Here is a 24,285-nt window from a genome sequence, read left to right on the forward strand (position 1 = left end):
ACTAAAGCGCCGGGGGTCAAGTATCCCTTCCCGCGCCACCACGGCCACAGCGGGTCGGTTAAAGCCCAACGGCAAAGACCGGGCGGGCAAAGCTGCCGCCCGGCCTGTTTTGCAAAGGCTTATTCCGCGGCAGGTGCTATCGGTCGGAACTCGTCCTTGGTCGGCGTCACCATGCTAACACCCCAGATGGCGATGAAGGCGACGATGAAGCCCGGGATAATCTCGTAGATACCGGGGCCGCCCATAAAGCTCTGGTTCCAGCCGAGCGCAATCCAGATAATGACGGTGAGCGCACCGCTGACAAGGCCAGCAACCGCCCCCGCACCCGACATGCCGCGCCAGGTCAGTGACAGGATAATCAGCGGACCAAAGGCCGCGCCGAAACCGGCCCAGGCATTGGAAACGAGGCCGAGCACCTTCGAATCCGGATCACGCGCGATGATGCCGGCAACAATGGCGACGACCAGAACGAAGAAGCGGCCGATATTGACCATCTCCCGCTCGCTGGCATGACGGCGCAGGAACAGACGGTAGAAATCCTCCGTCAGCGATGACGAAGCCACCAGAAGCTGACTCGAAATCGTGCTCATGATCGCCGCCAGAAGGGCGGCCAGCAGGAAGCCGGTGACCAGCGGAACGAAGAGCTGGTTGGCGAGAATGATGAAGATAGTCTCGGGATCGGCGACGTCGATATTGTTGCCGACCACATAGGAGCGTCCGAAAATGCCCAGGCCAACAGCACCCGCGAGCGAAATGATCATCCAGGCCATGCCGATATTGCGCGCTTTCGGCACATCCCCCACCGAACGCACCGCCATAAAGCGGACGATGATGTGCGGCTGGCCGAAATAACCAAGCCCCCAGGCGACAGCAGAGAGAAAGCCTATCACCGTGAGTCCGTGGAACATCGACAGGAAGTTCGGGTCGACACTCAGCATTCTGGCCTCGGATACGCCGACGCCACCGGCCTTGTAGACCACCACGAGCGGCATGATCACCAGCGCCAGCATCATGATGCAACCCTGCACGAAATCGGTCAGGCTTACGGCCAGAAATCCACCGATCAGCGTATAGATCAGCACGATACCCATCGTCAGGATGATACCGGTCTGATAGGCACTCAGATTGCCGATGTGGATAAGGTCGGGAAAGGCCGTGTCGAACAGTTTTCCGCCAGCGACAAGACCCGAGCCCGTATAGACCGCGAAGAAGACCACGATGATGACCGCGGACACACTTCGAAGCGCCAGCGCCTTGCTCGGAAAGCGTTTTGACAGAAACTCCGGAATGGTCAGGCTGTTGTCATAGCGCTCGGTCTGCTCACGCAGCCTCGGGGCGACGATGATCCAGTTGAAAAAGGCGCCGATCACCAGACCGACGCCGATCCAGCTTTGTGTCAGGCCGGAGACGAACAGCGCCCCGGGCAGGCCCATCAAAAGCCAGCCGCTCATATCGGAGGCGCCGGCAGAAAGGGCGGCAACGGCCGGCGAAAGCTGACGCCCGCCGAGCATATATTCTTCGGAATTGGATGTGGATTTACGCCAGGCATAAATGCCAATTGCGATCATCAAGACGAAATACAGTGTCAGGCTGACAGTGACGCCGAAGCTCATGGCAGTTCCCCTCGCTTGCGATTTTTGTCCTCTGGGAGGAAATCGCGAGAGCCTGCGGCCGCCGCGCCTTCCGTTTTCCGGGGAGTTGCCTTGCTCGGAAAGCCCTCATGGCCAAGGTGTCGGCGACGACGGGACTGCCCGGCAAAACCGGCGCATGGAACAACTCCGCGTGAACGGTTCGCAGCTTATGCGCGAGTCAGTTTCGCCGCCCACATCCAAAGTGTAACACTTTGATGAAAGCGGCGGCAAGTCGGTTGAAAAATGTCAATTGCAAGGCAAAGGAAAGTGCATACAAACGCGACAGCGCTCAGCATGAAGCGCTGAAAACGCTCAGGGCGTATCGGGTTTCCTGACGTGATACTCGCCTGTCAACGGATCCTCGACCAGTGTGCCTGTCGCGCCGTTCTTCTGCTCGGCGCGCTTTTGTTCGCCGCGCGCGGTCACGGCCTCGGCGTCATTGATGAACTTGCGATAGAGCATGTAGCCGCCGCCCGCGATGGCGGCAAGAACCATAAACCGTCCCATTTCGGGCCTCCTCACAATCCGTATCGTCCCCATAATGCGCGTTCTTCGGCCGTTTCGGCAAGCCCCGAGGCAAAACCGGTCGCCATTTCTGCGCCCGATAAGCCACCGGCGATAACGCCGGACTTGGCGCGCCCGAAGAGATTGGTCGGCGTGGAAACAAGCTTCAGCTCCACCTTGTCGCCATAGCGGCCCTTCAGCGTCGAGCGCATATCGCCGATCCCGTCCACAAGACCGAGTTCGACGCCTTTCAGACCGCTCCAGAACAGACCTGAATAGAGATCAGGATTGTCGGTAAGTTTCGCGCCGCGCCGATCTTTGACCATCTGGATGAAAACCTGATGGATCTCGCCCTGCAGGTCTTTCAGGAAGGCGATATCCTTTTCCTTTTCAGGCTGGAAAGGGTCGAGCATTACCTTGTTTTCGCCGGCAGTATAGACGCGCCGCTCCACGCCGATCTTGTCAATCAACCCGGTAAAACCAAACCCGCCGGAAACAACGCCGATGGAGCCGACGATGGAAGTCGGATCGACGAAAATCTCGTCACCGGCCAGCGCGATCATGTATCCACCGGAGGCCGCGACATCTTCGACGAAGATTAACACCGGCTTCTGCTTTTCCTCGGCAAGCGCGCGGATGCGCTGAAACACCAACCGCGACTGAACCGGCGAGCCGCCCGGTGAATTCAGCGAAATCGCCACGCAAGGGCTCGTCTTCATCGAAAACGCCTTTTCCAGCGCGGCAGAGACGGAGGCAAGGTTGAGGCTGCGCCGGCACTGGCGAACTGCCGGCCATGATCGCGCCGGAAAGCCTCACCACCGGAATGATCGTCTTGTCCTTGCGGAACTTTTTCGGGATCAGCCCGGCAATCAGCTTTTTCATCCTGTCCTCATCTCGGTAAAACGTTTCTCCGCATGTATGCGCAACTGAGGTAAAGACAAGAGCGGAGCTCAAAGAATTGCGGGTCTTCTGGCGGCATTGCGCGGATAAGATGCGCGGCCATTGTTGAGGTCATCGACATGCGGCAGGAACGCGTGGCCTTCCGGCCCGTGCATGACGAGGGAAGCGCGCAGCGAAAGCCGCGCACGCGACCCCTTGACCGCACTGGCCAGCACCCGGAAGGCGTCCTCGCCCTGACGCGCATGTACCGGCGTGATCTCGAGCCCGCCGAAGCGGTTGCCGCAGGCTGCGATAATGGCGCCGATCGATTGCGGGCGGGCAATCAGCGACATCTGGCCGCCGGGCCTGAGGATCGCTCCGGCAGTGCGGATCCAGTTTTCGAACAGCCCTTCCGGCATGGCATGGGCCACACCTTTCAGCGCATCGGGGGTTCTGCGGTCGGCAGCTTCGTTGAAGGGTGGATTCATGATCACATGGTCGAAACGGCCATCGACAAGCCCCGCGGCATTGCGGGCAGCGCCCTTCAGCGTCACATCGGCCTCGTAAACACTGACCCGACCGGCAAGTTCAGCATTTTGGGAAAGTCCAAGGGTCTGGCGCGCATAGTCCGCCATGTCCGGAGACATTTCGAACAGGCTGACCTCGGCTTCTCCAAGCCGCGAGGCCACGGCCAGACCTGCAGCCCCTGCGCCGGCACCAAGATCGGCCACCCTCAACCGGCCTGAGCCGTCCACCATTGAGGCCAGCAGCATCGCATCCATGCCGGCCCGGTGGCCCTGCCCGCAGGGCTGCACCAGATGAAAGCGTCCACGATGAAAGGCATCGACGGTCCTGGCAGGCGCGTCCGTCATTCCGGCTCAAGCTCCTTGCCAAGTCCAGCCTCCATCAGAAGCGCGCGCGCTTCGACTTCGCTGTCGGCATCCACCATCAGGCGGCGCGGTAAAAGACCGAGCGATCCCTCCATCACGCTCATCGACCGGTCGGCCACAAAAAAGTGAATGCCGGCATCTTTCAAAAGGCTCTCCACAAGCCCCAGAACCACAGCATCATTGGTGCGCAAGAGATTGGTCAGGGCCACATAAAACTCCCGAAATTCGTTGAAAAGGAACAATTTGCCCCTTGTCGCTCCTACCACCGCTCCTTATTGTCGGCTGAGAAGTTTCAACAGGAGCGAGCTGCTTTGGGCGCCGTCACACCACTCTTAAAAGAGAACAAGCCATCCGGTTCGGTCAAGCCTATCGTGGACCTGACCGCAGCGGACATGCGGCGCGTCAACCAGCTTATCCTGTCAAAGGCCGGCTCCGATGTCGAGATGATTCCGGAAGTTGCCAACCATCTGATTTCGTCAGGAGGCAAGCGCCTGCGCCCGATGCTGACACTGGCGACCGCTTCCATGTTCGGCTATCGCGGCGATCACCACATCTATCTGGCGACCTCCGTCGAGTTCATGCACACCGCTACCCTGCTGCACGATGATGTCGTTGATGAGAGCGACATGCGGCGCGGCCAATCGAGCGCGCGGATGATATGGGGCAATCAGGCAAGCGTGCTGGTTGGCGACTTTCTGCTTGGCCAGGCCTTCCGCATGATGGTGGAAACCGGCTCCATGGAAGCGCTGAAAGTGCTCTCCAACGCCGCCGCCGTGATCGCCGAGGGCGAAGTGCTGCAGCTTTCCGTCGCCAAGAAGATGGAGACCACCGAAGCCGATTACATCGCCGTCATTCGTGGCAAGACTGCAGAGCTTTTTGCTGCAGCCGCCGAGGTCGGTCCGATCATCGCCGGCGCATCGGATGCCGACCGCAATGCGCTGCGGGACTACGGTATGGCGCTTGGCACTGGCCTTCCAGCTCGTCGACGACGTTCTCGATTATGGCGGATCCAGCGAAGACCTTGGCAAAAATGTCGGCGATGACTTCCGCGAGGGCAAGGTGACGATGCCGGTGATCCTCGCCTACCAGCGCGGCAACGAAATCGAAAAGGCGTTCTGGCGCGGCGCTATTGAAGACGGGTCGAACGGTGAGGCGGCGCTCGAGAAAGCACGCAAACTGATCATCAAGCACAACGCGCTTTCCGATTCCATTTCCAGGGCACTTTCCTATGGTGAAGCCGCCCGCGCCGCCATCGCGTCGCTGCCCGTGTCCGCCGGTAAGCATGCGCTTGAAGAAGTGATCGACTACTGCATCGCCCGCATCAGTTGACGGCAATGGTGGCTGCGCCCGTCTGGTAGGCCGGTCCATCGACGAAAGGCTCTGGATGACACGCACGATCCCGATGAAAAAACTCCTGAGAACCGCGGCCCTGGTAACCACACTGATGCTGGCTCCCTCCGCTTTTGCCCAGTCGAATGACGGCCATGATGCGGCCATGGAGGCGGTGACCGCGGAAAGCTTTGCAGGAGCGCTGCTTGCAGGTCAGTCAGCCGCTTTCAACAATGACCTCGACCGTGCAATCGCCTATTTCCGGCGTGCCCTGCAATATCAGCCGGACGACGCGGGAACCAATAACCAGCTCTTCATTGCCCTGATCTTCAACGGTGATTTGCAAAGCGCCGAAGCCCAGGCCGCAAAAACCACGGACGAACCGCAGCTCGTGCCTCTACGTGAGCTTTCACTTGCGCTCGCGGCCCTTTCTCAGGAGCGCTATGACGAGGCCGTCGTCAAGTTCGATGCCTTCGGCGGCAGCGCGCTCGACGAACTGGCGTCCGCGCTGCTCAAGGCCTGGGCGCTGGCCGGCAAAGGCGAGCCGGACACAGCCCTTGCCGAACTCAACGCGCTCGAAGGGCCACCCTGGTACAACATTTTTACCAATTACAATGCCGGCGCAATTGCAGCCCTTGCAGGCGAAAACGCCAAGGCCCGGACATATTTCAACGCCGCATTGCGGGACCGCGAAGGCGGGATGACGGCCCCCGACACGATGCTGGCAACGGCGATCGGCCTTGCTGCCATCGAACAGCAGGCCGGCAACACCCGCAAAGCGCTGGACACGGTGTCGGTTGCCGAAACCTACGGCATCAACAGCGCCGTGCTTTCGCCGATCCGCGCGCGGATTGAGGCCGGGGCACCCGTCAAGGGGCTGCCACAGACGGCACTGGCCGGCGCGTCCGGCGTTCTGTTCGAAATCGCCGCGGCCCTCAACCAGAGCACGGTCGACGATATTGTAACGCTCTATCTCTCGCTGGCCGAAGAGCTCAATCCGCAATCATCCGACGTGCTTTACCTGCGCGGCGTGGTTGAAGCAGCAAATGGCAAGCCTGAGCAGGCACTGTCCTATTTCGCGCGCATTCCTGAAGATGCGACGCAGTATCGACTGGCCGAACTGCAACAGGGCATTGCCCTTGCCCAGCTCGACCGCCAGGACGAGGCGATCGAGATGCTCTACTCGATGATCGAGGATGCACCCGATGACCGGCGCGGATATCTGGCGCTTGCGGGTGTTTTGTCCAGCGAGAAACGGTTTGCGGAAATGGCCGAGGTGCTCGACCGCGCGGCAAACCGTATCGGCCCGGTTGCCTCTATCGAGGACTGGAGCGTTTTCTACCGGCGCGGCATCGCCTATGAACGGCTGAAGCAGTGGGACAAGGCCGAGCCGAATTTCCTGCGCGCGCTGGAGCTTTACCCCGATCAGCCTCAGGTTCTGAACTATCTCGGCTATTCCTGGATCGATCAGGGCATAAACCTTGAAGAGGGGCTCGACCTGATCAACCAGGCCGTCGATCAGCGCCCCGACGACGGCTATATCGTCGATCTCGCTCGGCTGGGCCTATTACAGGCTCGGCCGCTATGATGATGCCTTGCGTGAACTGGAACGGGCCGTGTCCCTGGATACGGCTGAGCCCACGATCAGTGACCATCTGGGCGACGCCTACTGGCAGGTCGGACGCCGGCTCGAGGCGATTTATCAGTGGAACAAGGCAATTACCGCCGAGCCCGAGGAGGATCTCATTCCTGAAATCAGGAAAAAGATCGCCAATGGCCTTCCCAGCAATGATGAGGCCGACGCCAATCCGCTGGCGCAATCGCCAGGGAGCGACGGAGAAACCTTGCCGTGACCGCGGCGCCCCTTGGCGGCTCGTACACGGAGCACGCTGCGGCGAAGATCAACCTTGCCCTGCATGTGACCGGGCAGCGCGGTGACGGCTATCACCTGCTCGACTCGCTCGTCACCTTTGCCGATATCGGTGACCGGTTGACCTTCGCGCCGTCTGCTCAGGATCGCTTCACGCTTTCAGGCCGCTTTGCGGGCGAGCTGCCGTATCATGACGATCCGGAAACCGGCAATCTGGTGCTGAAGGCGCGCAACCGTTTGCGTGCAGAAGCGGAAAAGACCGGCAAGGCTTGCGCACCGGTGCATATCCACCTTGAGAAGAACCTTCCGCCGGCATCGGGCATTGGCGGTGGCTCAGCCGATGCAGCAGCAACGCTGCGCGGACTTGTCCGCCTCTGGCAGCCGAACCTTGACGCCGAACGCCTGCAGACAATAGCCCTGTCGCTGGGAGCCGATGTACCGATGTGCCTTGCCGCCCGTCCGCTAATCGCGCGCGGCATCGGTGAAATCATCCGGCCAGCAGCAGGATTTCCATCTCTCTGCCTTGTTCTCGCCAATCCATTGCACCCCATCGCAACCCCTTCTGTGTTTGCCGCGCTCGACAACCGCCACAACCCGCCCCTGGCGATCGGTGACAGCCCCGAAGGCATGCCCGAGGACTGGATCAGCCTCATGCGTCACAGCCGCAATGACCTGCAGCTGCCCGCAAGCCGGGTCGCCCCGGTCATCCACGGTGTACTTGATGCGCTTTCATCCGCAGGCGCTTCACTTGCGCGTATGTCGGGATCGGGCGCCACATGTTTCGGACTGTTTGCGGATATTGATAGCGCCAAAGACGCCGCCGAACGGCTTTCCCATGCTCGGCCGGACTGGTTCGTGGCGGAGACTGCTACCCTTGCCGATGGAGACAATGACCATGCCTGACCGCCCCTTCATTCCTGTCCGCTTCGCCGTTCTGACCGTTTCCGATACACGCACACGCAACGACGACCGCTCCGGCGACACACTGTCGGAGCGCATTACCAAAGCCGGTCACATTCTGGCCGACCGGCAGATCATCGGCGATGACCGCGCCGCCATTGCAGACGTCGTGAAAGCGTGGTGCGCTGACGAGACAATCGACGTCGTGCTGACAACCGGCGGTACCGGCTTTACCGGACGCGATGTGACCCCGGAGGCGCTCGAGCCGATGTTCGAAAAGCGCATGGATGGGTTTTCCGCGATTTTTCACCGCGTTTCATTCGAGAAAATCGGGACGTCGACAGTGCAGTCGCGCGCGACTGCAGGCCTGTGCAACCAGACCTTCATCTTCGTGCTGCCCGGTTCGCCGGGGGCCTGCCGTGATGCCTGGGACGGCATTCTGGAAAAGCAGTTCGATTACCGCCAGATGCCCTGCAATTTCGTGGAGATCATGCCGCGGCTCGACGAGCACCTGAAACGCACCTAAAGTCAGGCCGGTCAGACCCTGACCGAAGCCCAGGCCGGTATGATTTCGCAGGAGAGCTTTCGCGTTATCTGCCTGCGCGCGAGAACGATGGACGACTTGCCACCCGCCTCGGCCTTTTCGACCGCAAGCTGACGCGACAGAAGCACGCCGACCTCAAGCGGACCCTGGCGCCGAAACAGAACCTGCCACAACGTCCGGCGATGCCGGCGCGAACGTGAAAACCGGGCCGGACGGGTTTCTAACGCGGTATGTTCGAAGATCGCCTCAACCCAGCCCGAAAGCGGCCTTGCTCCCGGCTCCAGCACAAGAATCCAGTCGCCACGCGCGCTGCGCATCACCTCAGGCAGATCCCATGCGCGTAGATAGCGGCACCCTGCCGCTTCCGCAACACGTTCCGTGCCATCATCAGCACCATGATCGAGCACAATGACATCGCTGACAAGCCCTTCGACCGCACCGACAACCAGAGCCGACAGCGTATAGGCGAGTTCCGCCTCGTGATTGTTGGTTTCGATAACAACGCTAAGCATGATGTCTACTTATTGCAAAAGTAAGAGCCTGTTGCAAAGGGAACGATATATGTTCTTGTTTTGTTCTGCAAGTTGCGATACGTTCAGGGGGAGGTGCTGCTGACAATCCGCATTTTTGGATCAGCGCACCGCACTCTGCCGACGAGGTTTGATCATGGATGATGCCTTCATAACCGAATTTGCCGGCACGCCGCAGCCGGAACATCATTTCGAGCCGGTAGTCCGCGACAGACGGCGTGGCCGGGCAGCAACCGCCAATCCCGATGGCCGGTTCGAGCCGGTCACGCGAGAGCGCTTCGATGATGGCTGGGATATCGACGACGCCTTGCCGCCGCTTCAAACCGACGTTCAGGTGGAGAAGGCAAAGTCGATCATCACCCGCAACACGTCGCCGGATGTGCCGTTCGAACGATCGATAAATCCCTATCGCGGCTGCGAGCAGGGCTGTATCTATTGTTTTGCCCGCCCCACCCATGGCTTCATGGGGCTTTCGGCGGGGCTGGATTTCGAAACACGGCTGTTTGCCAAGCCGGATGCCCCGCGCCAGCTTGCCCGTGAACTTGCCAAAACCGGCTACAGGGCAAAAACGATTGCGATCGGAACCAATACAGACCCCTATCAGCCGATAGAAAAGACCTGGCGGATCATGCGGCAACTGCTGGAAGTGCTTGCCGAGGCCAATCATCCGGTGTCCATCACCACCAAGTCGGCACTGGTGCTGCGCGACCTCGATATCCTGTCTGCGATGGCGGAGAAACACCTCGTCAAGATCACGATGTCGGTGACCACGCTCGACCGCAAGCTGGCGCGCGCGATGGAGCCGCGCGCCGCTACCCCACCACGGCGGCTCGAGACCATCCGCACGCTTGCAGATCATGGCATTCCCGTTGGCATTGCGGTCGCCCCTGTGATCCCTGCCCTGACGGACCATGAGATCGAGCGTATCCTCGACAGCGGAAAGGCCGCTGGCGCACGCGAGGCGAGCTATATCCTGCTGCGCCTGCCGCTGGAAGTTGCGCCGCTGTTCAAGGACTGGCTGCTGGAGCACCATCCCGAGCGCTACCGCCACGTAATGAGCCTCATTCGCTCGATGCGCGGCGGCAAGGACTACGATGCCGAGTTCGCAAAGCGCATGAAGGGCAGCGGCCCCTATGCCTGGCAGATCGCGCGCCGCTTTGAGCTTTCAGCCAAGCGGCTTGGGCTGGCAAGACGCGGCGGAGCGCTTCGCGAGGATCTGTTCGTGCCGCCGGACGGCGCCGGCACCCAGCTCAACCTGTTCTGATATCATCGATTGAACACGGCCTGCGACAGTCGGCGACATCGCAGTTCCGTTTCGTTTTCGGCTGGCCGTTCCCTGGCCCTGGCCGAAGAAGTCTCCTTCGCCGCCGCACAGGAGCGTTCGCGAGAATTGCTCTGAAGGAGACTTGCGGGAGATCGGCGGGTGGTGTCAAATGACAGTATGTCATTCAGCGACCCCGCCGATTCTCCTGCCCTTTTCAAAATTCCACCGGCAGGCCCCGACTTTTCAATGGAACAGGCCGCGTGCACCAAAGGTCTATGGCCAATTGCAGGTTGTGATGAGGCCGGGCGTGGCCCACTGGCAGGCCCCGTGGTTGCCGCCGCCGTGATCCTTGATCCCGGACGCATCCCCGAAGGCCTTAACGATTCCAAGAAACTGTCCGCGAAAAAGCGGGAGCAGCTTTTCGACCTGATCATGGCGGATGCAACAGTCTCGGTCGCCTCAAGCGGCCCTCAGCTGATCGACCGGATCAACATTCTCGCCGCCAGCCTCGACGCCATGAGGCGCGCCGTCTGCGGCCTCTCGGTCGCGCCCGGACTGGTTCTTGCCGACGGCCGAGACCGGCCACCCGGCATTGCCTGCAATTCCGACGCGGTGATCAAGGGAGACGGCCGTTCGCTGTCGATTGCCGCCGCCTCGATTGTGGCCAAGGTGACGCGTGACCGGATGATGACCGCCGCCGGCAAGGTCTATCCCGCCTATGGCTTCGATGCCCATGCCGGATACGGCACCGCCCGCCACCGTCTGGCGATCAGCGAGACGGGCCCCTGCCCGCTTCACCGCAGGAGTTTCCGTCCGATCCGGGAATACGGCTTCTCCGCATCGACCAGCCCGCAGCAAGATGTCGACCCCTGAAGAGAGGCGGCAGAATCAGCAGATGAATGCGGTGCCATCAACCGACAAAACGGAAAGAGAGGAGATTTTCGGGGAAATTCTGATGGTCGGAGTGGCAAGATTCGAACTTGCGACCCCCTCGTCCCGAACGAGGTGCGCTACCAGGCTGCGCTACACTCCGTCACCAGCGGCTGCTCTATAAAACAGCCTACAGTGTTCGGCAAGCGCCGCGTGAAACTTTTTTGATGGTTTTGTCATGTGACCGCGCTACGCTCATCGCCGACACCTTGGCAGACGGCCTTATTCGCCCAGCGACCACTATGCCGGCAGAACGCATATAAGGGAATGAACACGGAACAATCTGGTCCGTTGCGTGTTGATATGGGGTCGTTGTATCGTGCGGCTGGCGGTTTTCGATGAAAAGCAACCGTTTTGCAGTTTAATTAATTTAGTCTGTCATCTGACGGTTATTTTTTTGATTTTGAAGGTTCGCCGGTCGATTGTTGCCTGCCGGTACATTGTGTTAAAAAGGGATAGATAGTTTCAATGAGTGTGAAATTCGGAACCAGCGGACTGCGTGGCCTGTCGGTAGATCTTCTGGGCGAACCATCCTCTCTTTATTCTGCGGCGTTCTGCCGCCATCTTGAAGAAACCGGGCTGGCCGAAAAGGGCGCTCCCATCCTTGTCGGCCAGGATTATCGCGCTTCGAGTCCAGCCATTGCCGCAAGCTGCATGGGTGCTATCGCCGCCTCCGGTTTCACGCCAATTGACTGCGGCGCCTTGCCGACACCGGCACTTGCCTTTTTCGGACAAAAACGCAACGCCGCCTCGCTCATGATCACCGGATCCCACATTCCTGCCGACCGCAACGGCATCAAGTTCTACCGCGCCGACGGTGAGATCACCAAGGAGGACGAACAGGCGATCTCCGCGTGGGCGGAAAAGCTCAAAGGCAGTGTTGCAACCGGCGATGCCGGGGGCGAGGACATGTCGAGCGATGCCCTGGCGCTGTTCGGTGTGCGCTGCACATCGATCCTGCCGGAGGACGCCCTTTCCGGCATGAAGATCGGTGTCTACCAGCACTCCACAGTCGCCCGTGATCTGTTCATCGCGGTACTGGAGCACTACGGTGCCGATGTCATCCCGCTCGGTTTTTCGGAAACCTTCATCCCCGTCGACACTGAAGCCGTGGCCCCAGAGACCGTGAACCTTCTCCAAGGCTGGGCGAAGGAGCATAGCCTCGACGCTCTCGTTTCCGCCGACGGCGACGCCGACCGGCCGCTGGTTGCCGATGAAACCGGCACGCCGCTACGCGGTGACCTGATCGGTCTGATGACCGCCAACTTCCTGAAAGCCAAGGTCGTCGTCACACCGGTCACATCCAATTCCGGCATCGAAAAGAACGGCTCTTTCGAAACAGTGCGCACCCGCGTCGGCTCCCCCTTCGTCATCGCCGGCATGATGGAAGCGCTTTCTGCGGGCAAGGACGGCGTCATGGGCTTCGAGGCCAATGGCGGCCTTCTGACCGCGTCGCCTTTCCACCCGGCCGACGACACCATCGCCGCTTTGCCGACACGCGACTGTTTCCTGCCGATCCTGTCAGCGCTTTACCTTGCGGCAAAGGACAAGCGGGCGATGTCCGAGCTGGCGAAAGCCTACAGCCTGCCAGTGGCTGATGCCGACCGTATCAAGGATTTTGCCCAGGAACGCAGCGCCGCCCTCATGGCCTTTTTGCGCGAAAGCGATGAAAATCTCACGGCCTTCCTGGAACCGATCGGCGATGTTGCCAGCAGGAGCGATATTGACGGCCTGCGTGTGACGCTTGAAGATGGCCGCATCATTCATTTCCGCCCGTCCGGCAATGCGCCCGAAATGCGCTGCTATGTCGAAGCGGAAGACGCTGAAGCGGCCAGCAGCCTTCTGCAACAGGGACTTTCCCTGATCGAAGGCTTCAAGGCCGGCTGAGCCAAATCCTTTTTCCGAAAACCATTTGATACATTCATTGGAGTAACCTGAACATGACCAGCAAGATCGTTCCCGTCATCATGGCCGGCGGCAAGGGCACGCGGCTCTGGCCGCTGTCGCGCGCAACCGCACCGAAGCAGTTCATTCGTTTTCTCGGCCCCAAAACGCTTTACCAGAAAACCCTTGAGCGCGTGTCCGACAGCGAGCGCTATGAGGCCCCGATCATCCTGACCAATGAGGATTTCCGCTTTCTCGCAGCCGAACAGGCCCGCGAGATCGACATCGAACTTTCCGGCATCATTCTGGAGCCGATCGCGCGCAATACCGCGCCCGCAGTGGCGGCCGCGGCCGCACTGGTGCGCAACAATTTCGGCGACGACGCCATCATGCAGGTGTTCGCCTCCGACCACGAGATCGAGGCCGGACCGGACTATTTCGCCTGTATCGACACTGCGTTCGCAGCCGCCAAATCCGGCAAGCTGGTCACCTTCGGCATCGAGCCGACAGAACCTGCCACCGGCTACGGCTATATCGAGGCCGGTGAAGAACTACCGTCGGGTGCGCGCAAAGTCGCCCGCTTTGTTGAAAAACCGGAACAGGCCAAAGCCGAAGAAATGCTGGCGGCCGGCAACTATACCTGGAACTCCGGCATCTTCATGTTTCCGATCGCCTTACTGGTGCGCGAGCTTGAAACCTACGCACCGGAGGTCATGCAACATGCCGAACAGGCGGTCCTCAAGGACGAAAGCGATCTGGAGCTGGATTTCACCCGTCTCGACAAAGACTCCTTCGCGAAATGCCCCGACATTTCGATCGATTATGCAGTCATGGAAAAGACCGCCGAGGCAGCCGTCGTGCCCTCCGCGTTCTCTTGGTCGGATCTCGGCTCCTGGGACGCGGTCTGGAAAGACGGTGAGCAAGATGCCGACGGCAATGTCATCGCTGCCGACGCAACCCTGGTCGACACCAGGAACTCGCTCGTCATCTCCCGCGACCTGCATGTCGCCATGCAAGGCCTGGACGGCATGGCCGTGATCGCCTCCGAGGATGCGGTCTATGTCGGCAGACTGGAAGACAGCCAGAATGTCGGCAGCATCGTCAAGATGCTGAAGGCGAACAAGGAAACCAAGGCGCTCGCCGAAGAGCACCCGACCTCCTACCGTCCGTGGGGCGGCTATACCTCGATCATCAAGGGCGAGCGTTTTCAGGCCAAGCGTATTTTCGTCAAGCCCGGCAAGAAGCTGTCGCTGCAAAAGCACCATCACCGCGCCGAACACTGGATTGTGGTCAAGGGCACCGCGGAAGTCACCGTCGACGAAGACGTCAGAATGCTGACGGAAAACCAGTCGGTCTACATTCCGCTCGGCGCCGTCCACCGCCTGTCCAACCCCGGCAAGATCACGCTGGAGCTGATCGAGGTCCAGACCGGCTCCTATCTCGGTGAGGACGACATCATTCGCATCGTCGACGATTTCGGCCGCGGCTGATCACACGTCGCAGGAACAACAAAAACCCGCGCCGGCCACGCTCGCGCGGGTTTTATTGCGCGAAATCGGCGCTTATCGCCCTGATCCACCATATACTCATTAAAACCTGCAAACTTAGACGACAAAACAGAGATTCGGCGCAATGTTTCAGCGCGATCCCTTGACCGCGTGGCCCAGCCCGCTATATCTTTGCGGCACAACGCCCGAAACCGGGCGACAACCTTTCTTCAGCTTCGAAGGGCACGGCACATGATCGAAACCCCTTATCTTCTGTTTCTCGGCGATGCGCCGGACCCACTGGCCGCCAAGGTTGCCCAGGGCATCAGGGACTGGCGGCCGGAATATGCCGTCGGACAGTTCCGGCTTGAGGGCTGCAAGGCCGACATGAAGCTGCCGGACCTGACGATTGCCGAGGCTGTGGACAAGGGTGTCAAGACACTGGTGATCGGCGTCGCCAATCGCGGCGGCATTATTTCTCCGGCGTGGAAGAGCGTGCTGATCGAAGCGCTGGAAGCCGGCCTCGACATCGCGTCCGGCCTGCACAACCTGCTGCGCAACGAGCCGGACCTTGCCGCAAAGGCCAGCGAACTCGGCCGCACACTGCATGACGTCCGCATCCCGAGCGTGCAGTATCCGATTGCCAATGGCAAGAAGCGCAGCGGCAAACGCATGCTGGCCGTCGGCACGGATTGCTCCGTGGGCAAGATGTACACCGCGCTCTGCGTGGAAAAAGCGATGCGCGAAAAGGGCATGAAGGCCAGCTTCCGCGCCACCGGCCAGACCGGTATTCTGATCACCGGCGAAGGCGTGCCACTTGATGCGGTGATCGCCGATTTCATGGCAGGCTCCGTCGAGTACCTGACACCTGATAACGAGGCCGACCACTGGGACCTGATTGAGGGACAGGGCAGCCTGTTCCATGCGTCTTATTCCGGTGTCACCATGGCGCTGGTCCATGGCGGCCAGCCGGATGCGCTGGTGCTTTGCCACGAGCCGAACCGCCCGCATATGCGCGGCCTGCCGGACTATCAGCTGCCGAACCTGGAGACACTGCGCGATCTCGCCCTTCAGATCGCCCGCATCGTCAACCCGAACTGCAAGGTCGTCGGCATTTCCGTCAACACCTCGGCAATGTCGGACGAGGAGGCGCTTGTGTGGTGCCGTGAAACCGAGGCGCGCATGGGCCTGCCGACGGTCGATCCCTTCCGCCACGGCGCCGAAAAGCTCGCCGATGCGCTGGCAGCGCTATGACCGGTGTCGTCGTCGCCGCGCAAGAGGATGTGTTTCCGGTCGCCGGAAGCTTCACCATCTCGCGCGGATCACGCACGGAAATCCGAGTCGTCACCGTCACGCTTTCTGACGGCGCGCACACCGGGCGCGGCGAATCTGTTCCCTATGCCCGTTACGGCGAAACCGTCGACGGCGTAATTGCCGATATTCTCGCACTTCAGGGTGAAATCTCTGCCGGCCTTGACCGGATCGCACTGCAGCAACGAATGAAGCCGGGTGCTGCGCGCAATGCCCTCGACTGCGCCTTCTGGGATCTTGAGGCCAAGCGCGCGGGGAAGCCGGTGTGGCAGCTGGCCGGACTTGCAAAGCCTGCGCCGCTGACCACCGCCTACACGATCTCGCTTGGCACTCCGGAGCAGATGAAGGCCCAGGCGGCGGAAAACGCCCACCGCCCGCTGCTCAAGGTCAAGCTCGGCACGGATGACGACCGTGTCCGGATCGAAGCCGTGCGCGCCGGTGCGCCGGATGCCACGATTATCGTTGACGCCAATGAGGGCTGGACGGTCGAGGCCTATCAGAAACTGGCTCCCGAGCTTGTCCGCCTCGGCGTGGCACTGGTCGAACAACCGCTTCCCGCCGGAAACGACGAAGCGCTTGCCGGGATCGACCGGCCGCTGCCGGTCTGCGCCGATGAAAGCTGCCATGCCCGCCCGTCGCTTGAAAGCCTCAGGGGCAAATATGATGCCATCAACATCAAGATCGACAAGACAGGCGGCCTGACCGAAGCCCTGCTGTTGAAACAGGAAGCGATGGCGGCCGGTTTTCAGATCATGACCGGTTGCATGCTCGGCACCTCGCTTGCCATGGCGCCAGCCATGCTGGTCGCAGACGGCACCCCCTTCGTCGATCTCGACGGCCCTCTTCTGCTTGCCAAAGACCGCGACCCGGCGATTACCTTCGAAGGCTCCGTGATGCACCCGGCCGATCCGGCGCTTTGGGGGTAGAAGCCCCTGCTTCAGCCCCTTGCCCAGGACGGGAACGGGTCGGTGAGGAATTCGAAGTCGCGTTCGTTGAAAACTGGCCCGGCATCGATGAGGCAGTCATCAAGCGCCTCCTGGATTGCCGCCTTGTTCATCCCTGCACCGATGAAGACGATTTCCTGACGGCGGTCGCCATAGGTTTCATCCCAGCAATTGTCGATCATTTCCAACAGTTCGGGAGCGTTGGGCCAACGGCTGCGCGGCACAGCACTCCACCAGCGCCCGAGCGGACCGTTTCGCACGATGGCCCCTGCCAATGAGAACTCCCCGGCGAAGTCCGGCCGCGTCGCCAGCCAGAAATGGCCCTTGGCGCGAATGAGGCCGGGAAAACTCATCCGCGTGAACGCATCGAATTTCAGCGGATCGAACGGCGCACGGGCCCGGTAGACAAAACTCGAGATCCCGTATTCCTCGGTCTCGGGAATATGATCCGCAAAGCCATAAAGCTCCTTGGCCCAGAGTGGATGCTGGCTGGCCTTGTCCTCACTGAAAAGGCCGGTATCGAGCAGTTGGTCGAGATCGACACGGCAGAAATCCGCTTCGATGATCCTTGCGTCGGCGTTCAGCGCCCGCACGATCTTGACGACATTCTGACGCTGCTCCGGCGTCACGTCGGAAACCTTGTTGATGACGACGATATCCGCAAATTCGATCTGCTCGACATGAAGATCAACCAGCGTACGCTCATCGGCGGCACCTGCCACCTCACCACGATCCTTCAACAATTCGTGGCCACCATATTCTCCAATCAGGTTCACCGCATCAACCACAGTCACCATTGTGTCGAGCCGGGCAAGATCGGAGAGGCTCTCGCCCTGCTCGTCACGCCAGGAAAAGGTCGCCGCGACCGGCAGCGGCTCGGCAATGCCGGTGCCTTCGATCAGCAGATAGTCGAAACGCTTCTCCTCGGAAAGTCGACGCACCTCCGTCAGCAGATCGTCACGCAGTGTGCAGCAGATGCAGCCATTGGTCATCTCGACCATGGTTTCCTCGGTGCGTGACAGGTCCGCGCCGCCTTCCCGCACGAGGTCTGCATCAATATTGACCTCGCTCATGTCATTGACGATCACGGCGACCCGCCGTCCTTCGCGATTGTTGAGAAGGTGATTGAGCAAGGTCGTTTTGCCCGCGCCGAGAAAGCCGGAAAGCACGGTGACGGGAAGTCGGGTATCGTTTTTCTGCAGCATGTTTTTCCTGGAGTGCGAGAAGAGATCACAATGGAGCGCAAAAGAGCTTCAAATAACGTTATAACATAACATATTCAAATGAAGACCTCGCGTCAAGCAAACCGGAAAGCGGCATTCCTCCTCGATTTCGCGATGTATTCCGCCTCTTGCCCGATACCGCCAAACCTGGCATCGGGCGGCGTTTTCCCGCTGAAACAATTTACCGCATCCGCGCAAAACTCATCGAGATATGGGCGCGGCGCATGTGGCCGATGGCGTCGAGATTGCCGTTTCGAAGCGCTGTCAGGATGTCGGCGGTTTCGCGGCAATAGACTTCAGCCTCGTTTTCGAGGTCGATATCGGATGCGGTAATCGCCTGCAGCCAGATGCGTGCGGTGCGGAAGTAAAGCCGCTCGCTGGCATCCCGCAACGGTCGGTTTTCCGTCAATTCGAGCAGTTGCAGAAACATGTCGCGGTCCAGCAGGGCGAAATCGCGTGGCGACGGGGCCTGCCGCAGCGCCTCGGCGCGGGCATTCATCACCCGGAATTCATCGATCAACTCCGGCGTCAGCACCACCGGATCGAGCGACGTCACCAGCACCATCAGCTCCATGCGCAGCCGGTAGACCTGGGCCAGCTCATCAAGATCGACATCGGTGACAATAGTGCCGACACCATGGACCGACTGCAGCAGTCCCTCATCTTCAAGCCGCGCCAGAACGCGCCTCAGCGGGGTACGCGACATCCCGAATTCTTCCGCCAGAGCCACCTCAGAAAGCCGCTCGCCGGGCGGATAGTCCAGCATGCAGATGCGCTCGCGGATGATGTCGTGGATCTGCTCCAGACGGTCCCGTCCGGTCGGCGCCTCGATAACGTCGTCTTCGCTCATACCCAATGCTCCGCGAGCCGGTCGAGCATGGCCAGGCACTGGCCAAGCTGTTCGGCACTGATGAATTCGTCGGGCTTGTGGGCTTGATCGATCGAGCCGGGACCGCAGACGACAGCATCCATGCCGATTTCCTGAAAAAAGCCCGCTTCCGTTCCGAACGGCACGACATCGGCCCGGCTTTCACCGGTCAGCGCGAAGGCGAGGTCGCGGGCGCTGTTGGCGTTCTTCGGGAAAAGTGCGGCCGCCTCGCCGATCACTTCGGTCTCTATCCCGGCTTCCGGCGTGTGCCGGCGCATCTCGGGCAAAAGCCGGGTCCGGCAATAATCGGCAATCTCGCGTTTCACATAGCCGAGATCTTCGGCGACCACCGGTCGGGTCTCCCATTTCAGCACCGCGCGCGGCGCAATCACATTATGCGACATGCCGCCTTCCAGCCCGCCGACGTTCAGCGTCGCGTAGGGTGGATCATAGCGCGAGCCGACAGGGGTGCGTTCAATCAGCCCGTCACGCAGTTCCATCAGCCGGGTGATGTAACGCGCTGCATATTCCACAGCGTTGACCCCGGCATCGGGCGCAGACGAATGGCCCGAGCGGCCGGTAAAGGTGACGGTGTATTCGCAACAGCCCTTGTGCCCCTCGATCACCTGCATCAGGGTCGGCTCGCCGACGATCGCAAGTCCCGGTCGCACCTCCCGGTCTTTCAGATGCGCAACCAGTGCCTGGGCACCAATGCAGCCGACCTCCTCGTCATGGGTGAAGGCGAAATGGATGGGCTTTTCCTGCGCCGCTTCGGCCAGCATTTCGCGCCGGGCAAGGCAGCAGGCGATAAAGCCCTTCATATCGCAGGTGCCACGCCCGTAAAAACGGCCGCCGCGTTCGACAAGTTCGAAGGGGTCGCTCGTCCACATCTGCGCATCGACCGGCACCACATCGGTATGCCCGGAAAGCATCAGCCCGCCGGAAACCTCAGGCCCGAGCGATGCAAACAGATTGGCCTTGGTGCCGGTCTCGTCGGTGAAGATTTCCACCCGCGCACCGACATCGGCCAGCCTGTCGGCGATATAGGCGATCACCGGCAGGTTGCTTTCAGACGAGACAGTGGGAAAGGCGACGAGGTCGGCCAGAATATCCCGGCAGACGGAAAGATCGGACATCTGCTCTTCAGCCTTTCACGAACAGTTTGCGCTCGATATTGCAGAGCGCTTCGGCCGGGCCATCCTCTTTGATGAGAATGGTTTCGGTGATTTCGAGACCCCAGTCATCCATCCACAGGCCCGGCATGAAATGCAGCGTCATGCCCGGTTTCAAAAGCGTTTCATCGCTGGTGCGGATGCTCACGGTGTGCTCTCCCCAGTCCGGTGGATAAGCAAGGCCGGTGGCATAGCCGCAGCGGTTCGGCCGCTCGATGCCGATCTTCCAGAGTTCCTTTTCCATGGCAGCGGCTATATCGCCGGCGCGGTTGCCGGCCTTGGCAGCCTCTATGCCCGCATTGAGCCCGGCAACGGCCGCATCGGCCGCTGCCTTCATATAATCCGGCGGGGCGCCGAAGAACACGGTGCGCGACAACGGCGCATGATAACGGCGATAGCAGCCCGCCTGCTCGATGAAGGTCGCCTCGCCTGCGCGGAATTCTTCGCTGTTCCAGGTCAGATGCGGTGCGGACGCGTCGCGGCCCGATGGCAGCAGCGGCATGATCGCGGGATAGTCGCCCCAGGCGTCGTCGGCACCCTCAATCGCGGTCTTCAGCAACTCACCGACAAAACGGTTCTTTTTCATCCCCGGCTCGGCAATTTCCATGGCATGGGACATCACCCGGTCGGAAATACGCGCCGCCTTGCGCATGAAGGCGATCTCCTCATCCGACTTGACCACGCGCTGCCAATCGACAAGGCCGGAACCATCGATGATCGTCGCCTCGGGCAGGCCGGCGACCAGCGCCTTGTGGCCAGCGGCGGAATAGTAATAGGCGGTCATTTCCACGGCGATGCGGTTTTGCCCATGGCCAAGTTCCCTGATCTTGTCGGCGAGATCATCCATTGGGTGGCAATCGGCGGCCTGCACATAGCGGTCGGCGTAGTAGATGATATGGTCCTCATCGATATAGGAGGTGCGGCGCGCGCCGTTGGCGTCCATCAGCCGACCCCACCAGAACGGCATGCCCGTGGGGGTCACCAGAACGGCCTGATCGACATAAAACGACCAGCCGTCATAACCGGTCAGCCAGTTCATGCCGGCAGGGGCCGTGACGACCAGAACGTCTATGTCGGCGACCTCCATTGCCTGTCGCGTCAACGCCAGGCGGCGGTCATATTCGGATCTGGAAAAAGGCAGCGCTGGCATGGTTCCCTCATATTATTTGTGCACAACAGACGCAGGTGATCGGAAATAAGCGTAAAAAGAAACGAAAATCGACAAATTTAGGCCCGTTTTCGGGTTGACTTTCTTGCCTTGTCGCCCTGTTGTATACAACACGTTTTCCATGTCCTGTGCAACAGGTTTCAAACGTCAAAAAACAGCCGGACGACACATTTTTCAAACACCCGCACCGCGAGGACAATGATGCTCACCAACGACCAGCTCGACCGTTTCGACCGCGAGAATTTCTTCCACCCCTCGACCCATCTGGCGCAGCATGCGCGTGGCGAAAGCCCGAGCCGCATCGTCAAGACGGCCAAGGGCGTGTTCATCGAGGATCGTGACGGCAAGAAGCTGCTGGATGCTTTCGGCGGGCTTTATTGCGTCAATGTCGGCTACGGACAGGAAAGCATTATCGAAGCGATTGCCGATCAGGCGAAGGAACTGGCCTATTATCACGCCTATGCCGGTCACGGCACGGAAGCGGCGATCAATCTGGCGAAGATGGTGATCGACCGCGCGCCGGAGCATATGTCAAAGGTCTATTTCGGCCTGTCGGGTTCGGATGCCAACGAAACCAACATCAAGCTCGTCTGGTACTACAACAATATTCTCGGCCGCCCGGAAAAGAAGAAGATCATCTCGCGCTGGCGCGGCTATCATGGCTCAGGTCTGATGACCGGTTCGCTCACCGGCCTCCCCGGCTTCCAGAGAAAGTTTGACCTGCCGTTGGAAAGGGTGTTCCACACCACCGCACCCTTTTATTTCCGCCGCAAGGACCTTGCCATGAGCGAGGCCGATTTCGTCGCCTATTGCGTCGCCGAACTCGAACACCGGATCGAGCGCGAGGGCGCGGATACGATCGCCGCCTTCATCGGTGAGCCGGTGCTTGGCACGGGCGGTCTCGTGCCGCCGCCGGAGGGTTATTGGGAGGCGATTTCCGCCGTTCTTGAGAAGCACGATATCCTGCTGATCGCCGATGAGGTCGTCACCGGCTTCGGCCGTCTCGGCACCATGTTCGGTTCGGCCCATTTCGGCCTGAAGCCCGATCTGATCACCATCGCCAAGGGGCTGACCTCGGCCTATGCGCCGCTTTCCGGCTCAATTGTTTCGAAGAAAATGTGGAAGGTTCTGGAACAGGGCACCGATGAAAACGGCCCGATCGGCCACGGCTGGACCTATTCCGCACATCCGATCGGGGCCGCGGCCGGGGTTGCCAATCTGAAGCTGATCGATGAGCTGGGCCTGGTCAAGAACGCCGGCGAAACCGGCGCCTATTTCCGCGCCGCCATGAAGGATGCGCTCGGCAACCATGCCCATGTCGGCGATGTGCGCGGCGAAGGCATGCTGCTGGCCGTCGAATTTGTCAAGGACCGCGAGACCCGCACCTTCTTCGATCCGGAAGAAAAGGTCGGCTACAAGCTCGCCGCCGCGCTGCTGTCGGAGGGGGTTATCGCCCGCGCCATGCCGGAAGGCGATATTCTGGGTTACGCTCCGCCACTGTGCCTGACACGCGAAGAAGCCGACCAGATCGTTGCCGCCACCAAGAAGGCCGTAACCGCCGTTCTCGGCTGACACGACCTGACTTTGCCACACCCGGGCCTGTCCCGGGGTGGCTCAGTCAATGGTGCCCCAGCACATGCTGCACGAGACGCAACACAAGATGCAGCGTCAGAAGCATGATGCCGCCGATGAGCACGAGATGGGCGAGCGGGGCCAAAAGGCTGCCCTCGATATCGCCGGCGACATCGCGATAATGATAAAAGCCGAAACGTATGGTCAAGGTGGCAAGGCCGATCACCACCAGCACAAGGCCGAAGAGCTTCATGTTCCGATCTCCCTGAGGCTTGATAGCGCATTCTCGAGATCGATCTCTCGGGGCAGCCTGACGCCGCCCGTCATTAAAACTATACAAAAGACCGAAACGCGAAAGACGGCCACCAGCCGCCTTTCGGTATTTACGTATCTTCTATTTTGCTTTTGTGGCGATTTGAGGCCGAGGCTTTGTTATTCGCGCTGAAGCGAAACCGATATTTCGGACACCGCCGGCGCTGTGTCGATCAGCCCGTTTTCAGCCATGAAGGCCCCGAAGCGCTGGTAGCGGCCGGCATCGAAGGCCGCCGGGCTCTTGGCAAAGCGGGCGACAGTATCGGCGAAGGCCTGACGGTTCAGCTCATCATCGAGATCGGGATAGGCCTCTGCAAAAAGCCCCCATGCCTGTTGCGGGTGATTGGTGATGAAGATCGTCGCCCGTTCAACCGCGTCGAGAAAGCGTGGAAGGCGATCATCATCGAGAAGCGCGCCGCGGGTCACAAAGATCAACTCGTCATAGACCGGAACGCCGTTTTCCTCCGGGAAAAAGCGCGTCCCTCCTCACCTTCAATTGCCATCTGGGTCAGCTCGAAATTGCGAAACGCGCCGATTGTGGCGTCGACCTGACCGGAGAGAAGCGATTGGGTGAGCGCGAAATTGACGTTGACCAGTGTAATGTCATCCCGCGACAGTCCGGAGCTTTCAAGCATGGCGGAGACGACAGCTTCCTCGATCCCGGCAACGGAAAAGCCGATCTTCCTGCCCTTCAAATCAGACAGCGACTTTACCGGCCCGTCCGCCATCACTGTCAGCGTATTGAGCGGAGTGGACACCAGCGTGCCGAAACGCTTGATTTCGACGCCGGCGGCGTGGTCGAGATAGAGGTTCGGTTGATAATGAACGCCGATATCGGCACGGCCAGAAGCGACCATGCGCGGAACCATGGAAGGATCAGCCGGCGGCACGAGCTCCACATCGAGGCCTTCCTCTTCGAAGTATCCCTGCTGTTGCGCGATCACCATCGGTGCGTGATCGGGGTTCACATACCATTCGAGGATGACACTGAGTTTGTCGTTGGCGGCGGCAAGGCCGGGCAACATCGTCAGCGCCGCGGCAAGCGCGAGTTTCTTGAGCATTCTTTCCTCCGT

21 protein-coding genes, 1 tRNA gene and 3 pseudogenes are annotated in these 24,285 nt (G+C 60.4%); 12 read left to right on the plus strand and 13 right to left on the minus strand.

Going from position 1 to position 24,285, the window contains the following annotated elements; all coding sequences use genetic code 11:
* Positions 1 to 119: 119 nt before the first annotated feature.
* From putP to AC0L7L_RS16355, 5 genes and pseudogenes are all read right to left on the minus strand, one after another.
* Positions 120 to 1,613 carry a sodium/proline symporter PutP gene (gene putP / locus AC0L7L_RS16335; RefSeq protein ID WP_272213080.1) on the minus strand — a complete coding sequence of 498 codons (1,494 nt, stop codon included), beginning with the start codon at positions 1,611 to 1,613 and terminating at the stop codon, positions 120 to 122.
* Positions 1,614 to 1,943: 330 nt separating this feature from the next.
* Positions 1,944 to 2,138, minus strand: coding sequence for a hypothetical protein (locus AC0L7L_RS16340; RefSeq protein WP_272213081.1), 195 nt, complete (start codon positions 2,136 to 2,138; stop codon positions 1,944 to 1,946).
* Positions 2,139 to 2,149: 11 nt separating this feature from the next.
* Positions 2,150 to 3,017: pseudogene (locus tag AC0L7L_RS16345) on the minus strand (S49 family peptidase).
* Between the two features lie 68 nt (positions 3,018 to 3,085).
* Positions 3,086 to 3,886, minus strand: a complete 801-nt coding sequence (locus tag AC0L7L_RS16350; protein WP_473510121.1) for a tRNA1(Val) (adenine(37)-N6)-methyltransferase — start codon at positions 3,884 to 3,886, stop codon at positions 3,086 to 3,088.
* Positions 3,883 to 4,107 carry a putative signal transducing protein gene (locus AC0L7L_RS16355; RefSeq protein ID WP_473513969.1) on the minus strand — a complete coding sequence of 75 codons (225 nt, stop codon included), beginning with the start codon at positions 4,105 to 4,107 and terminating at the stop codon, positions 3,883 to 3,885. The genes AC0L7L_RS16350 and AC0L7L_RS16355 overlap by 4 nt, the downstream gene beginning before the upstream one ends.
* A gap of 108 nt (positions 4,108 to 4,215) precedes the next feature.
* On the opposite strand from AC0L7L_RS16355, the pseudogene AC0L7L_RS16360 reads away from it, so the two are divergent.
* The 5 genes and pseudogenes from AC0L7L_RS16360 to moaB all read left to right on the plus strand — a co-directional run bounded on the left by AC0L7L_RS16360 (position 4,216) and on the right by moaB (position 8,529).
* Positions 4,216 to 5,233 (plus strand): annotated as a pseudogene (locus AC0L7L_RS16360) (polyprenyl synthetase family protein).
* Positions 5,234 to 5,288: 55 nt separating this feature from the next.
* Positions 5,289 to 6,821 (plus strand): tetratricopeptide repeat protein, encoded by a 1,533-nt coding sequence (locus AC0L7L_RS16365; RefSeq protein WP_473510123.1) that lies wholly within the window; start codon positions 5,289 to 5,291, stop codon positions 6,819 to 6,821.
* Positions 6,781 to 7,086, plus strand: a complete 306-nt coding sequence (locus tag AC0L7L_RS16370) for a tetratricopeptide repeat protein (protein ID WP_473513971.1) — start codon at positions 6,781 to 6,783, stop codon at positions 7,084 to 7,086. The genes AC0L7L_RS16365 and AC0L7L_RS16370 overlap by 41 nt, the downstream gene beginning before the upstream one ends.
* Positions 7,083 to 8,006, plus strand: coding sequence for a 4-(cytidine 5'-diphospho)-2-C-methyl-D-erythritol kinase (locus AC0L7L_RS16375; protein WP_272213087.1), 924 nt, complete (start codon positions 7,083 to 7,085; stop codon positions 8,004 to 8,006). Before AC0L7L_RS16370 ends, AC0L7L_RS16375 begins: the two co-directional genes overlap by 4 nt.
* Positions 7,999 to 8,529, plus strand: a complete 531-nt coding sequence (gene moaB, locus AC0L7L_RS16380; RefSeq protein WP_473510126.1) for a molybdenum cofactor biosynthesis protein B — start codon at positions 7,999 to 8,001, stop codon at positions 8,527 to 8,529. The genes AC0L7L_RS16375 and moaB overlap by 8 nt, the downstream gene beginning before the upstream one ends.
* 11 nt (positions 8,530 to 8,540) lie before the next feature.
* Here moaB and AC0L7L_RS16385 read toward each other — a convergent pair whose 3' ends face one another.
* The gene (locus AC0L7L_RS16385) at positions 8,541 to 9,059 is read right to left on the minus strand and encodes a glycosyltransferase family protein (protein WP_272213089.1); all 519 of its coding nucleotides are present in this window, start codon (positions 9,057 to 9,059) and stop codon (positions 8,541 to 8,543) included.
* Between the two features lie 148 nt (positions 9,060 to 9,207).
* Here AC0L7L_RS16385 and AC0L7L_RS16390 point away from each other — a divergent pair, with 148 nt between their 5' ends.
* Both AC0L7L_RS16390 and AC0L7L_RS16395 read left to right on the plus strand, forming a co-directional pair.
* Complete coding sequence (locus AC0L7L_RS16390; protein ID WP_473510128.1) at positions 9,208 to 10,341, plus strand: PA0069 family radical SAM protein; 1,134 nt, start codon at positions 9,208 to 9,210, stop codon at positions 10,339 to 10,341.
* Positions 10,342 to 10,518: 177 nt separating this feature from the next.
* The gene (locus AC0L7L_RS16395; protein WP_473513973.1) at positions 10,519 to 11,214 is read left to right on the plus strand and encodes a ribonuclease HII; all 696 of its coding nucleotides are present in this window, start codon (positions 10,519 to 10,521) and stop codon (positions 11,212 to 11,214) included.
* Between the two features lie 83 nt (positions 11,215 to 11,297).
* Here the strand turns inward: AC0L7L_RS16395 and AC0L7L_RS16400 are convergent.
* Positions 11,298 to 11,374, minus strand: a tRNA-Pro gene (locus AC0L7L_RS16400).
* Positions 11,375 to 11,739: 365 nt separating this feature from the next.
* Here AC0L7L_RS16400 and AC0L7L_RS16405 point away from each other — a divergent pair.
* The 4 genes from AC0L7L_RS16405 (at position 11,740) to dgcA (ending at position 16,879) form a co-directional block, all read left to right on the plus strand.
* Positions 11,740 to 13,158 carry a phosphomannomutase gene (locus AC0L7L_RS16405; protein ID WP_473510130.1) on the plus strand — a complete coding sequence of 473 codons (1,419 nt, stop codon included), beginning with the start codon at positions 11,740 to 11,742 and terminating at the stop codon, positions 13,156 to 13,158.
* A gap of 53 nt (positions 13,159 to 13,211) precedes the next feature.
* Positions 13,212 to 14,645: a mannose-1-phosphate guanylyltransferase/mannose-6-phosphate isomerase gene (locus AC0L7L_RS16410; RefSeq protein WP_272213093.1), complete on the plus strand. Its 1,434-nt coding sequence runs from the start codon at positions 13,212 to 13,214 to the stop codon at positions 14,643 to 14,645.
* Positions 14,646 to 14,894: 249 nt separating this feature from the next.
* Positions 14,895 to 15,896 carry an N-acetyltransferase DgcN gene (gene dgcN, locus AC0L7L_RS16415; protein ID WP_272213094.1) on the plus strand — a complete coding sequence of 334 codons (1,002 nt, stop codon included), beginning with the start codon at positions 14,895 to 14,897 and terminating at the stop codon, positions 15,894 to 15,896.
* A complete protein-coding gene (dgcA, locus tag AC0L7L_RS16420) occupies positions 15,893 to 16,879 on the plus strand; it encodes an N-acetyl-D-Glu racemase DgcA (RefSeq protein WP_473510133.1) in 987 nt (328 codons plus the stop codon). The genes dgcN and dgcA overlap by 4 nt, the downstream gene beginning before the upstream one ends.
* Positions 16,880 to 16,890: 11 nt before the next feature.
* Here the strand turns inward: dgcA and AC0L7L_RS16425 are convergent, their stop codons facing one another.
* From AC0L7L_RS16425 to AC0L7L_RS16440, 4 genes are all read right to left on the minus strand, one after another.
* Complete coding sequence (locus AC0L7L_RS16425) at positions 16,891 to 18,099, minus strand: GTP-binding protein (protein ID WP_473513975.1); 1,209 nt, start codon at positions 18,097 to 18,099, stop codon at positions 16,891 to 16,893.
* A gap of 202 nt (positions 18,100 to 18,301) precedes the next feature.
* On the minus strand, positions 18,302 to 18,970 hold the full coding sequence (locus AC0L7L_RS16430; protein ID WP_272213098.1) for a GntR family transcriptional regulator: 669 nt from the start codon (positions 18,968 to 18,970) through the stop codon (positions 18,302 to 18,304).
* Positions 18,967 to 20,124, minus strand: a complete 1,158-nt coding sequence (gene argE / locus AC0L7L_RS16435) for an acetylornithine deacetylase (protein ID WP_473510135.1) — start codon at positions 20,122 to 20,124, stop codon at positions 18,967 to 18,969. The genes AC0L7L_RS16430 and argE overlap by 4 nt, the downstream gene beginning before the upstream one ends.
* Before the next feature lie 7 nt (positions 20,125 to 20,131).
* Complete coding sequence (locus AC0L7L_RS16440; protein ID WP_272213100.1) at positions 20,132 to 21,310, minus strand: M24 family metallopeptidase; 1,179 nt, start codon at positions 21,308 to 21,310, stop codon at positions 20,132 to 20,134.
* A gap of 219 nt (positions 21,311 to 21,529) precedes the next feature.
* On the opposite strand from AC0L7L_RS16440, the gene AC0L7L_RS16445 reads away from it, so the two are divergent.
* A complete protein-coding gene (locus AC0L7L_RS16445) occupies positions 21,530 to 22,900 on the plus strand; it encodes an aminotransferase (protein ID WP_473510137.1) in 1,371 nt (456 codons plus the stop codon).
* Positions 22,901 to 22,946: 46 nt separating this feature from the next.
* Here the strand turns inward: AC0L7L_RS16445 and AC0L7L_RS16450 are convergent, their stop codons facing one another.
* Together AC0L7L_RS16450 and AC0L7L_RS16455 are read right to left on the minus strand one after the other, a co-directional pair.
* Positions 22,947 to 23,153, minus strand: a complete 207-nt coding sequence (locus tag AC0L7L_RS16450) for a hypothetical protein (RefSeq protein ID WP_473510139.1) — start codon at positions 23,151 to 23,153, stop codon at positions 22,947 to 22,949.
* 179 nt (positions 23,154 to 23,332) lie between these two features.
* Positions 23,333 to 24,273, minus strand: a pseudogene (locus AC0L7L_RS16455) (ABC transporter substrate-binding protein).
* Positions 24,274 to 24,285 lie beyond the last annotated feature (12 nt).

The organism is Martelella sp. K41-7 (assembly GCF_055808365.1).

Excerpts from the sequence above, each read along its gene's own strand:
- putP (WP_272213080.1), bottom strand. The coding sequence starts at position 1,613 with ATGAGCTTCGGCGTCACTGTCAGCCTGACACTGTATTTCGTCTTGATG.
- AC0L7L_RS16340 (WP_272213081.1), bottom strand. The coding sequence starts at position 2,138 with ATGGGACGGTTTATGGTTCTTGCCGCCATCGCGGGCGGCGGCTACATG.
- AC0L7L_RS16350 (WP_473510121.1), bottom strand. The coding sequence starts at position 3,886 with ATGACGGACGCGCCTGCCAGGACCGTCGATGCCTTTCATCGTGGACGC.
- AC0L7L_RS16365 (WP_473510123.1), top strand. The coding sequence starts at position 5,289 with ATGACACGCACGATCCCGATGAAAAAACTCCTGAGAACCGCGGCCCTG.
- moaB (WP_473510126.1), top strand. The coding sequence starts at position 7,999 with ATGCCTGACCGCCCCTTCATTCCTGTCCGCTTCGCCGTTCTGACCGTT.
- AC0L7L_RS16385 (WP_272213089.1), bottom strand. The coding sequence starts at position 9,059 with ATGCTTAGCGTTGTTATCGAAACCAACAATCACGAGGCGGAACTCGCC.
- AC0L7L_RS16395 (WP_473513973.1), top strand. The coding sequence starts at position 10,519 with ATGTCATTCAGCGACCCCGCCGATTCTCCTGCCCTTTTCAAAATTCCA.
- AC0L7L_RS16405 (WP_473510130.1), top strand. The coding sequence starts at position 11,740 with ATGAGTGTGAAATTCGGAACCAGCGGACTGCGTGGCCTGTCGGTAGAT.
- AC0L7L_RS16410 (WP_272213093.1), top strand. The coding sequence starts at position 13,212 with ATGACCAGCAAGATCGTTCCCGTCATCATGGCCGGCGGCAAGGGCACG.
- dgcN (WP_272213094.1), top strand. The coding sequence starts at position 14,895 with ATGATCGAAACCCCTTATCTTCTGTTTCTCGGCGATGCGCCGGACCCA.
- dgcA (WP_473510133.1), top strand. The coding sequence starts at position 15,893 with ATGACCGGTGTCGTCGTCGCCGCGCAAGAGGATGTGTTTCCGGTCGCC.
- AC0L7L_RS16430 (WP_272213098.1), bottom strand. The coding sequence starts at position 18,970 with ATGAGCGAAGACGACGTTATCGAGGCGCCGACCGGACGGGACCGTCTG.
- argE (WP_473510135.1), bottom strand. The coding sequence starts at position 20,124 with ATGTCCGATCTTTCCGTCTGCCGGGATATTCTGGCCGACCTCGTCGCC.
- AC0L7L_RS16440 (WP_272213100.1), bottom strand. The coding sequence starts at position 21,310 with ATGCCAGCGCTGCCTTTTTCCAGATCCGAATATGACCGCCGCCTGGCG.
- AC0L7L_RS16445 (WP_473510137.1), top strand. The coding sequence starts at position 21,530 with ATGCTCACCAACGACCAGCTCGACCGTTTCGACCGCGAGAATTTCTTC.
- AC0L7L_RS16450 (WP_473510139.1), bottom strand. The coding sequence starts at position 23,153 with ATGAAGCTCTTCGGCCTTGTGCTGGTGGTGATCGGCCTTGCCACCTTG.